Annotated in this window: 5 protein-coding genes; all 5 read right to left on the bottom strand. The window is 50.6% G+C overall.

Translation table 11 applies throughout. The features are described from left to right. Window positions 1–1,644, bottom strand: a 1,644-nt coding sequence (locus VM802_RS08730; protein WP_325529448.1) for a penicillin acylase family protein, incomplete at its 3' end; no start/stop codon positions are given. A gap of 51 nt (window positions 1,645–1,695) precedes the next feature. Then, window positions 1,696–2,400 carry a thioesterase II family protein gene (locus tag VM802_RS08725; protein ID WP_325529447.1) on the bottom strand — a complete coding sequence of 235 codons (705 nt, stop codon included), beginning with the start codon at window positions 2,398–2,400 and terminating at the stop codon, window positions 1,696–1,698. 1 nt (window position 2,401) lies between these two features. Continuing rightward, the gene (locus VM802_RS08720) at window positions 2,402–4,063 is read right to left on the bottom strand and encodes a cyclic peptide export ABC transporter (protein WP_325529446.1); all 1,662 of its coding nucleotides are present in this window, start codon (window positions 4,061–4,063) and stop codon (window positions 2,402–2,404) included. 30 nt (window positions 4,064–4,093) lie between these two features. After that, the gene (locus VM802_RS08715) at window positions 4,094–5,707 is read right to left on the bottom strand and encodes an MBL fold metallo-hydrolase (protein WP_325529445.1); all 1,614 of its coding nucleotides are present in this window, start codon (window positions 5,705–5,707) and stop codon (window positions 4,094–4,096) included. 11 nt (window positions 5,708–5,718) lie between these two features. Then, window positions 5,719–11,721 (bottom strand): non-ribosomal peptide synthetase, encoded by a 6,003-nt coding sequence (locus tag VM802_RS08710; RefSeq protein WP_325529444.1) that lies wholly within the window; start codon window positions 11,719–11,721, stop codon window positions 5,719–5,721. Window positions 11,722–11,730 lie beyond the last annotated feature (9 nt).

Raw genomic sequence — 11,730 nt, 5'->3', positions numbered from 1 at the left:
GTTGGCCCTGTTCTCGCTGAAATAGCCGTTGTAGTACCAGTGATAGCTGGCATCGGTTGGATGCTGGTTGGCAGACACTACGTAATTACAAGCGGGATTCAGTACGGCGGGGAGGCTGTCGTTGGGGATATACTGTGTGTACAGCTGGACGCTCTGCGTACCATCCTGTACGAACTTTCCCTGGCCGGCGTTTTTTACTGGCAGGCGGCCCTGATGGTTTACAGCGATGGTATTGTCTTTACAGGCAAACGTAAAGTTCTGTACCGGTGAAGCGTAGTGGCTGATAGCCGTTCTGTACTCGCTGTAATTCTTTGCCCGGTTCAGTTGTATAAAGGTGAGGAATTCATTGGAGGGCTTATGCAGCTCCCATCTCAGGGCACTATTGAGCAGTTCAGGGCGCCCGAACGAGAAGTCTTTGGTATATGGTACGGGGCCGTGTACGGTGTGATAGACCGTATCATAAAAATCCGTCTGGCCTTTGCGTTTGATGGTATCGACCATGTATGTCAGTTCTTTCCATTGGCCGTCCATTTCGTACTTTTTGTAATCGTTGCTGACCTTCAGTCTGTACCAGTCTTTCGCGTCGTCGGCGCCGTTAGTAAGGCCCCAGGCGATATGTTCGTTGAAGCCGATGATCACTGCCGGTGTGCCGGGGATAGAAACGCCGTAGACATTCATATCGGGCGAAGACAGTTGCATCTCCAGCCATATGGCAGGCAGCGAGAGGTTGAGGTGCGGGTCGGCGCAGAGGATAGGATGTCCGGATGAGGTTTTCTTCCCAGACACCACCCAGCTGTTACTACCAAGTTTAGGATTGTAGGTATTTTGTGGCAGTACTGATTTTGAAGCAAAGAAAGAAAAGCGCAGATATGCGGGTTGATGAATGTAGGCAGTTGTAGTTGGTGCAACGGCAGGGGTGCTACCATCCATAGGTGAAATGCGGGAAGTGAAGTCGGGATAGAATTTATTAAACCGCTCCTCTCCCAGCGCGAGCATCATCCACGACATGCTGAAGTCTTCCTCATAACCAGACAGTGTGCCGGCCATGTATTTCATGAGTAATACACTTTTCAGGTTCGTCCATTTTTCAGGGCGGTAATCCATCAGTTTATATTCCAGCGGTATTTCCTTATAGTCCAGCTGGCTGATATAAGCGTTCACGCCCTGCGTATAGGCGGTGAGCGTTCTCAATGTTTCGGGATCATTTTCTATTGCGGACAAAGAAGCCTTTGCAGCTTCGAGCATACCTATTCTGCGCTGGTTGCGGTCATATTCCAAGTAGCCGCCGGGAAATATTTCCGACATCCGGCCAGCTACCGCATGGCTCATAAAATCCATCTGCCATAAGCGTAAAACGGCGGTTACATACCCTTGTGCGAAGTAGAGGTCTGTATTATTAGTGGCGTAGATATGCGGCACCTTGCGTTGGTCAAAGAATATGCTGACGGTATCGGTCAGGCCCATTTTCCGGAGCGTAAGCTGCGGTGTGTTCAGGCCGCGGTCGCGGTTGTTCTGCACTATTCCGGTGAAGGGGTTCAGCAGCTTCCCGAGTGGTGGCACATTGAACATACTTTCAGACAAAGTAAAAACCAGGATTACCAATGCGATCAGCGGGTAAAAGGCCTGTGTATGGATCTTTTTCATGTCCTCTTTTTTGGCGTAAAGGAGTAATTAGCTTTCAGGAGTTATACCGGGTCAGGGTTTTACGTGCACGCGGGTAAAGCAGTCGTTGATTATATTGACAATACGTTCCGGGTGTTTGTAAATAAAAAAGTGATTGCCTTCGAGGATGGCGTTGTTGAAGGCCGCCGTGGTAAAACGCCCCCAGTTAGCAAGCCGGTCATTCTTCTCTTCCTCGCTGCCCATCATGGCAAAGAGGGGAATATTCACCGGGGGTTCATCTTCGAGGCCATGCCTGCCAGACAGCTGAAAATCTGCTCTCAGCACCGGTTCAAAGAATGCGAGGAGGTCATTATGTTCCAGAAACTCCTGCGGCATGCCACCCAGTTTTTTCACTTCAACGAGGAACTCGTCCTGCGGGAGCAGGTGAAGGTCAGCAGTATCTGTATGTTCACCGGGGCCTGCATTTCCGCTTACGATGAGGTATGCGGGCGACTTAGAGGCATTCTGCAGCAGGCCGGCTACTCTCAATGCGAGATAGGCGCCAAGGCTGTGTCCATAAATAATAAACGGAGCACCTGTAAGGCGGCTGCGGACCTGGTAAAAGATGTCACGGCCTGCCAGGCTGAAATTTTTCAGCAGCGGCTCGTTCATCCGTTTCCCTCGTCCGGGCAGTTCCAGTGCGACCACCTCGAAGCCTTTCAGCAAGGGTGTCATAAACTGGTAAGAGTAACAGTTGCCACCCGCAAAGTGCAACAGGAATAACTGTGGTTTCTTCATATCAGCGCTCATTTAAGCTTAAGTTTGCGGCATCTGCATTCTCTCTTTCCAGGCGGCCTTCGTCCATCTTATACAACTTGTCGGCACAGTGATAATATTTATCATCATGTGTGATGGCGACGATGGTGAAGCCGCTCTTCCGGAGCATGGGGATGATCTCTGTATAGAATTTATTTCTGAAATAGGGGTCCTGGTCCGCCGCCCATTCATCCAGTACGAGCAATGGTTTTTCTTCCATCAGCGCTGCAATCAGTGCAAGGCGTTTCCGCTGGCCGGCAGAGAGGCTGGTGGTCGAGTAACGTCCTTCTTCCAGCACCACCTTATTTTCCAGTTCAAACAGCCGGAGGTAGTCATTCCATTTCTCCATATCGGCTTGCTTTTCTGTCAGTAATCCGTTGAACAGGAAAAAGTCGCTGAATATAACGGCAAAGGCTGTACGGTAATCGGGGTAATTGCTGCCGTCGACCAGTTCGCCGTTCAAGCGTATTTCTCCGGCTGACGGGGTGCAGAGCCCCAGCAGGGCGTTGACGAAAGTAGTTTTGCCGCTGCCGTTGCCGCCGTAGATAAAGATCACATCACCTTTATTGATCTGAAGGCTGACAGGTCCTATGCTGAATGACTGGTCTTTTTCACCGTAGGAGAACTCGAGTCTGCTCACGGTGATCTGCTGGAAGTCGTTGATCCCGATATATTGCTTCGGCATATGTTGCTGCATCACGGTATCTTCCAGCTGATTTTTCAGGGAGATCATGTGATCGGCGGCAACGCCCGCCCTCACGATGTTTGGCAGCAGCACCATAATGGTTTCGATAGCACCCAGCAGATAGAGCAACGTGAAAATATAGCTTACCAGGTCATTAGCCGGAATATGGAGTTTCAGGCCGAAGAAGAGCAACACGGATGCGATGAGTACATAGAACAGCACTTGTCCTGTTATCTGGTTGATCAGCAGGCCATTCAGCGCTGATACGTTATTGCGGTAGGCACGCTTTGCAATGGGGCTGATGCTGTGGTCGTAGATGTACTGGCCCTTTCCCGGTTCCATGTATATTTCCTTGAAACCGCCCAGGATGTCGTTCAGGTGACCTACGAAGTCATTCTCCATACCGCGTGAGCGTTCAATATCCTGCAGGTTTTTCCGGGAATTGAGATGATACACGCTGATTCCCAGCAATGCAATCACCAGTGTAATGCCCCAGAGTGCCAACGATATGGTGGACAGGTACACCAGACAACATATGGCCAGCACCAGCGCCGTAAAGAATTCGATAATACCGCGGGATGCGTCTGTGAGGGTATTTACATCACTGACCATAGCAGCGTACACTTCCCGTTCTTTGTCGGCCAGCTGGCGATATTTCGCTTTCAGCACCAGCGCAATGATCTGTTTCCTCAATTGCCAGAACAGCCGTTGGGAAATACTGATGACCGCCGTCGACAGGGTTTTCCTGATCCAGATAAAGAACAGGATAATCAGTGCGAAGACGAGAATGTATTCTATACTGACTGTTTTGAAATTGCCTGCAATAATCTGCCCGGCCACCCTGGTTACGCAGTTGATGAACAGGAAACTGCACATGCCGGAAAGGATCCCCAAGGCAGTATACTTCAGTGCGCCCATCCGCCCGATGCGGGGTAATATTATACTTAAGAGCTGCTTCATATTTTTGATTTAAAGGATGGTCAGTTCCTGTTATGCAGGTACCTCGCTGTACGTGTACAGCAGTTCTTTTTCACCGTACAGGCGCTCGGCAATAAGGCCCCTGGTGGTACATTCCTGTACCAGTTTATTGGATTGCACAATCGGGTTGGATTCGTCGGTATATCTTACCGTGCTGATAAACTCCAGCCAGGGCTCCTGCCCCATTGCATACACATAAACTTCCTTTGGATGGAAGATATCTACCAGGTGCATACCTTTTGTGAAGTCGGAGCCAGAGAGTCTTCTTGACTGGTCTTTATCGCGGGGCAGTTCTTCTGTGAGCAACGGGCCGTAGAGCCAGGTGAGCGGAGCGCCATCGCATTCCATGCCCAGGAACACTACATCCACGTCGCCTGTAACCGCCTGCACATGCTCATACAGTTTTGCTTCCATCACCCTGGAATCCGCTACAAAGAGGAATGTGAATCTGTCGATTGCAATATGGAAACATGTCTTTGCCTTAATATCGAGGTCGCTGTGTTCACCTGTAAACGGGATGCCGGTGATCACGCAGTTGAAGAACTTCAGTTCTTCCATCTCATCGATCTCAATTACGTTGTTGAAACCTGCATGATTGAAAGCCATCTTCAGGTTGGGGTCCTGCAATGCGCCGCTGGTTGTGCGTGGCACTACTACATTCCTGATCTTGTGTCTGAGAGGCAGCAGCGTTTCGAAAAGGATGTGGTCCTGGTGATTGTGGGTGATCAGCACATAATCTATCACATCGGGGATATCAATATCTGAGTAGTGCGCTACGCTGGATTCGTAACCGTAATAGCTGATGAGGGGATCTACCAGTATGCTGACGTCTTTTGTTTCAACCAGGATACAGGCGTGTCCGAAATAGCGCATCCTCACATGCTCTCCTTCATACTTCCTGTACACGGGATGTTCCTGCTGAGTGAAGAAGGTTTCGAACAAAGCCCTGTCGGCATCTTTCACGCCTAGCTTCGCAGCTATATCATCGATTGAACCGGCTTCCCTTTTCATTCTGGCCAGCGCGTCAATACCGTCGTGATCAAAGGGAACAGGAAGGTGCAGCACATGCGGCTCATCCAGCCTGGCAGTGCTCAGGCAGAAAGGACGCTCGTCATTATCTGTTACCCAGAGCGCGATGCTTTGCCATGATTTATTATAGAAGCGGCTTTTGTACAACAGCGATTCAAAGAGCCTGAAAGACGGATTGTTGTTGAGATCATATTTCAATTCCACGTAGCCTCTGAGCAGTTCCGGCACCTGCGGGTACAACGATTCCAGTGAATAACCTTTGGCATGGCTTTTCAGCATGCGGTCGAGCTGCTGAATGGCGTCAGACAGTTCGATAGCGAGCGACTGCTTCTGCAACGTTTCTTCGCGCAGCTTCCTGATGTCATCCACACGGGATACCTTGTAATCCATAAAGGGGCCGCCCAGCATTTTGGGATTCATCACCGCCGCAGCATGTATTTCCGGTGATTGTATGTAAGAGTTCATGATCTTGAGGTGTCTGCCTGTGATGTTCATGGCAGCTGTAGCCGGGGAAATCAGATGCGACCACGCATACCATCTTTCGATCAACGGCTCAATAATTACGTTGGGCTTCAGGAACCACTTATTGTCTTTCATATGTCGTGATTTTATTTTGAAAAATTAAGGTTTGCATGTACTTCGTCCTGCATTGCTATGCGTTCCTGCAGTTGTTTTACCAGCAGGGCGGGATGTTGCATTATTTCCTTCAGCAGGAAGAGATAGTGTTCTTTCACAGCATGCAGTTCTTCTTCGTGGAATACACGCTTACTCAGTACCAATTCAAGTTTCAGGCAGTTGCGGTACTCGGATACTGATAATCCCAGCGGATAGTCAACCGGGCCTGTTATTTCCTGCGGGGCGGGGTGACTGCCTGTATACACCGCGTCTTTCAGGTGGGTATAATTATGATAGTTGTAATAAACAGTCTGGCGAAGCAGATCCGGAGCGGATAGCGCAGGCATTATAGCGATGAGCTTAGCGAACGGATAAGCGCTGTAATTGAGGTCATCGGTGAACCCGCGCTGCACCTGCCTGATCCATGTAATGGCCGGCAGGTCTCCGTCTACGGTATTCCTTACCAATAAAGGGTTCGCAAAGAGACCGATGATACCTGGTACATCGATCGTTGTATAATACCTGGAGTTTCTTCCTGACACTGCCGTCATCACTGCTACATCATCCTTTCCATCCAGCCGCCCCCATAATACCATCAGGACACCTAATAATAAAGAAGACCGCGTGATGCCATTCGTCTTTGCAAAAGTGTCCAGCTGATCGAACAGCGGACCGTTGATCAGCTCTGTTATGCATACTGCGCCATCATGCTGACCTGTCAACAGTTTACCGGGTTCCCAGCCGCTGAGTTTTTCCTGCCAGTATGCCTCATGTTGTAATGCTTCTGCGGAGTTCAGAAAACCGGCCTGCCATTGTACATAGTCGTGATACGTTGAGGGCAGCAGTGGCAATGTTGGTTGCTTTTGTTCCAGGCATGCCGTATAGATGAGCATCAGCTCCTGTTGCAGGATGCCCATGGAGTAGCCGTCGGCGATGCTGTGGTGTAACAGGAACAATACATGCATGGCGCCTTCCGGCAATTTGTAAATCTTTACATTGAACAGCGGAGGACTAAACAGGTCGAACTGTTTGCGGCGTTCGTCCAGTATCTGCTGTTCAATTTCAGCCGCAGATGAAACGGGTATTTCTCCTGGTTTGAAATGGAAATTCTTCGCGGATATGACCTGTTGTTTAACGGCGCCGTTTTCCATAACGAAAACGGTGCGCAGTACTTCGTGGCGTTCTACCAACGTGGCAACCGCCTGCGTAAATACGCCGATATCCATGTTGGTAAAAACATGTCTGCCTACCAGCAGCTGATCGTAGATTTCAAGTCGGGAGAAGTATAACTGCTGATTGTATGAAACTGGTAACAACGTTGTTTCCGGTGCTGCGCCGGCGGGGATTGATGAGAGATGCTCCACGAGTTCCATCAGCTGCTGTTTGTAAACCTGCGTAAGGCGTTCGATGGTAGCTGTTTCAAACTGTTGTGCGCTATAGTCGACCGACAGCTGCAGCTGTCCTCCCGCTACCATACCGGAAATATCGAGCACGGTGCTTCTCTCAATATTGTTGCTCCATTCACGGCCGCGATAGGCGCTGGTGAATCCGAACAGCTGATCGCCGGAGGCAGTGGCAATGCCTGATCCGAAATCCCCGAGGTAATTGAATGCAATTTCCGGGCGTATGTTATATTGTTTGTCTGCGAGATAATTAAGCAGGCCGTATCCTACGCCTTTGTTGGGCACGCGGCGGAGCGTTTCCTTTACATGGATCAGTTGTGCACTGACGTCCTTGTTGTATCCGAGCTGCAACATCACGGGGCACATACTGGTGAACCAGCCGACGGTGCGGCTGATGTCGACATCTTCGGCTACCTGTTCGCGGCCATGCCCTTCCAGTAATACGAGCATTTTCTGTAGTCCGAACACTGCTTCTATGGCAAGCCCCAGTGCGGTGAGCAGCACGTCATTTATTTCAGTCTGGTAGGCCTGGTAGCATTGGGTGAGCAGCCGGGTGGTTTCGGTTTCGCTTAATGCAAAAGAGCAGGATACCATATCCCCCATGCAGTTGCGTCCCTGTGGAAGGTCGAGCGGTAGCGGCGCCGGTTTCTCCCGGCTGATGGCCAGCCAGTAGGCATCTTCCTGCAGCAATGCCTGGCTATGGATATATTCCAGGTTCTTTTCCTGCCAGTATTTATAAGAATCGGTTTTCAGCGGTAGTGAAAGCTGTTGTCCGGAGCGGTATTGCTGAATAAGCGCAGAGAGGTCTTCAAACAGGATGCGCCAGGAAACGCCATCTATTACAAGATGGTGCGCCGCGAGCAGTAGCCGGTCGCCGGCAGGATGCCTGAACAAAACAACCCTGAACAACGGACCGGTGGCCAGTTCAAAGGAAGCCTGCGCCACGTCGCAATGATGCCGGCATTCGTCTTCGTTGGCAACCGTTATGACATCAAAGCTGTAGGTTTGCGCTGGCCCTCTGTTCTCCTGTTGCCAGCCGTCAGGCGTCTGACGGAACACCATTCTCAATGCGTCGTGATGTAACACGATCCTGTCCAGTACAGCTTTCATTTCCGTTTCTTCCATATGCGTGTTCACCATCAGCAGTACAGACTGATTATAATGGTGGGGCGCCGCCGTGTTAGTACTGAAAAAGAATTGCTGTACCGGACTTAAAGCTACGGGGCCTTGCACCACCTCCTGATCTGCCTGGCGTGTAGCGAGTGTGATATGCGTTGCCAGATCAGCGATAACCGGGTGTTGCAGGATATGCTGGAAAGCCAGGGAATACCCTTTTTGCTTCAGTTGAGAGACGATCTGAATAGATTTTATAGAATCTCCTCCCAGTACAAAGAAATTTTCGTTTATCCCTAACGGTTGTTTTTTCAACACCTCTTCAAATGCCGCGACGAGATGGCTTTCCATTTCATTGCGGGGAGCAGTGTATTGAACGCCCGCATCCATCGATAAACCTAACGGATCGGGTAATCGTTTGCGGTCTATCTTTCCGTTGGTGGTAAGCGGAAACTCGTCGAGCTGTACAAAGTGGTGGGGCACCATGTATGCCGGCAGCATGTTTGCCAGGCTGGCACGTATATCCGTTACCGATAGTGTACGTTCTCCTGTGATATAGGCTACGAGTTCTCTGCCACCTCCTGCATTGCGGACCGGTTGTACTACAGCACCTGTGACACCGGGACAGGTCTGCAACGCAAGGTCTATCTCGCCCAACTCAATACGGAAGCCATTGATCTTAACCTGATCATCTTTACGGCCAACGAAATCAATATTCCCATCAGGCAGCCAGCGGCCGATGTCTCCGGTTCTGTACATTCTTTCGCCCGGGCGGAACGGATCGGCAACAAAGCGGGCCGCTGTCAGCTCTTCGTTATTGAGGTAGCCTCTTGCGACGCCGGCGCCGCCGATGCAGATTTCTCCCGGCACTCCCGGCGGCAACAACTGCTGCCGGGCATCGAGGATATAGATCTTTACATTTGGCGCGGGGCGGCCTATAGGAACACGGGCGCTTCTGAGGTCGTCCGGATGCAGCATTGTAAAAGTGGTAGCCCAGATACTTCCTTCCGTAGGGCCGTATACGTTATGATAGCGGCCATATGCAGTGAATGCCCTGGCATTTTCTGCGATGGCGGCTTCACCGCCGGTGATGAGTTGTTTCATGCCCCGCAGGCTGTCTGTATGCAGTAATTGCAGATAGGCGGGTGGGAAGGATGCCACTGTGACGGCATTCTCTTCTATATAATGTTCCAGCAGTGCGGGATTTTTCTTTGTGGTATCATCTACTACATGCAATGCGCCGCCGGAGGTCAGCATCAGGAAAACATCCCATATAGAAGCATCGAAGGAAGCGGAGGCGAATTGCAGGCCCCTGTCTTCAGCCCCTACGGCAAATACTGTCTGGATGCCGCGCACGGTGTTAGTGACGCCGGCATGTTCCACCATCACACCTTTGGGCGTGCCCGTAGAACCGGATGTGTAGATGATATAGGCAAGATCGTGCGGCATCACTTCCGCGCCGGTAATTATATTGTTATCATCTAACCCGGATAACTGCACGTCGATGGCAAAGAGGCTGCCATTGAAATAATCCACTTCAAAGAGGTAATCTGTCTGGGTAATGAGGGTGCGGATGCCTGCATCGCGAACAATAAACTCTTTGCGCTGGCGGGGATATTCCGGATCAACCGGCACATATGCCGCACCTGCTTTCATAATCCCGAGAATGGAGATGATCATATCTACTGACCTGTTAAGCAGTACGCCTACCAGATCTCCCGCACCTGTGCAGTAAGTACGTTTGAGATAAGCGGCCAGCTTCCCGGAGGCTTTGTCCAGCTGCTGATAGGTAAGCGATTGGTTACCGCAGACAACGGCCATATTATCAGGGGTACGTTCCACCTGTTCTCTGAACAGGTCTATCAATGTCTGCCCTTCCGGGTATTTCACGGTGTTATCATTGAAGGCATGCAACTGTTGCCCTTTTTCTTCCGCAGACAGGAAATCCAGTTCCATCAAAGGCTTCAGCGGATCGCTGAGGATAGCGGACAGGATCTGTTCAAAATGCAGGGCCAGTTGGTCCACCATCAGCCTGTCGTATATATCGCTGTTGTACATCACTTCCAGATGAAGTCCTTCTGCCATCTCGACGAAGTTGAACACCAGGTCAAAAACGATCGTGCCTTTATCTGTATGTGTATAGTGATCTGCTTTGAGGCTGCCATCATCTTCCGCTGATGAGTTGGAGGGCATCATGGTATTCTGGAGGATTACCTGCACATCGAAGAGCGGGTTGCGGCTCATATCCCGTTTCAGTTTCAGCAGCTCCACCAGTTCATCGAAGGGAAAGTCCTGGTGGTTATGTGCGCCGATGACCACTTGTTTCACACCTGCGAGCAAAGCCAGGAAGCTGCCTGCTCCGCTGAAGCGGTTGCGAAGCGCGAGGGTATTGACGTAAAACCCTATCTGATTTTCCAGGTCTTTATGATCACGGCCAGCCATAGGCGTGCCGATAACAATATCTTCCTGTTGTGAGTACCGGTAGAACAGTGCGTTGGCAACTGCCATCAGTCCCATGAAAAGTGTGGCGCCGTGTTCCAGGCAAAGGCTTTTCAGGCCGCTGGTTCTTTCTGCGTTGACCAGCCGTGTGATCCTGCTGCCGTTATAGGTTTTTACGGCAGGACGTATTTTATCTGAGGGGAGTTCCAGTACGGGGATGTCCCCATCGAACTGGTTTAACCACCAGTCTTTATGTTCCTGTAAGGCAGCGCCACTCAAACGTACATCCTGCCAGGCCGCAAAGTCTTTATAGTGTATGCGCAGGGGTGGCAACGGGTCGGGCAGGTTTTTCGTATGAGCGTCATAGAGCGCCATCACTTCATTCATGAGTACGCCCATAGACCAGCCGTCGCTTATAATGTGATGCATGACGTAGGTCAGCACCCATTTATTGTCGTCTGTCTGAAAAAGGCTCACACGCAGCAGTGATTCTTTGGAGAGGTTGAATGCGCGTGCGAACTCCTCTGTTACGAGGTGTTCCAGCTGTTCTTTTGTATTTTCTGTTCTTCTGAGATCCACCTGACGGATGCTGAAGCCTGCTGTTTCGGGAGAGAGGATGTATTGTCTTGCCAGTCCGGCTTTATCTTCCCTGAATACGGTGCGCAGGCTTTCATGGCGTGTGATCACTGTCCCAAACGCATGTTCCAGGGCGGCGATATCGAGGTTACCATCAAACATGTAGGCTCCGGGGATATTATACCCGACATTGGCCTCGTGGAACTGGCTGAGTATCCACAGGCGCTTCTGTGCAGCTGACAGGGCATAGCTGTCTTGCTCCGGTACATTGGGGATATGCCGGAAATCGTCTTCCTGGCGGAGTGTTTTCAGGTAGCTGATAATATCCGCTTTATGCAGTTTTATTTCTTCCAGTAAGCTGGCCGGAATGCTGGCGCCACCGGTATGTATCTTCAGGTTATCCTGCTCCAGCAGTTCGAGCCCTATATTGAGATCCAGTAATTTGTCGATGAGAGCTTCTATCATAACTAAACG

It is taken from the genome of Chitinophaga sp., from assembly GCF_035538455.1.
Classification (GTDB): Bacteria; Bacteroidota; Bacteroidia; order Chitinophagales; family Chitinophagaceae; genus Chitinophaga.
The sequence above is the reverse complement of the archived record's forward strand: the minus strand, read 5'-3'. Positions and strand labels throughout refer to the sequence as shown.

Excerpts from the sequence above, each read along its gene's own strand:
- VM802_RS08725 (WP_325529447.1), bottom strand. The coding sequence starts at position 2,400 with ATGAAGAAACCACAGTTATTCCTGTTGCACTTTGCGGGTGGCAACTGT.
- VM802_RS08720 (WP_325529446.1), bottom strand. The coding sequence starts at position 4,063 with ATGAAGCAGCTCTTAAGTATAATATTACCCCGCATCGGGCGGATGGGC.
- VM802_RS08715 (WP_325529445.1), bottom strand. The coding sequence starts at position 5,707 with ATGAAAGACAATAAGTGGTTCCTGAAGCCCAACGTAATTATTGAGCCG.
- VM802_RS08710 (WP_325529444.1), bottom strand. The coding sequence starts at position 11,721 with ATGATAGAAGCTCTCATCGACAAATTACTGGATCTCAATATAGGGCTC.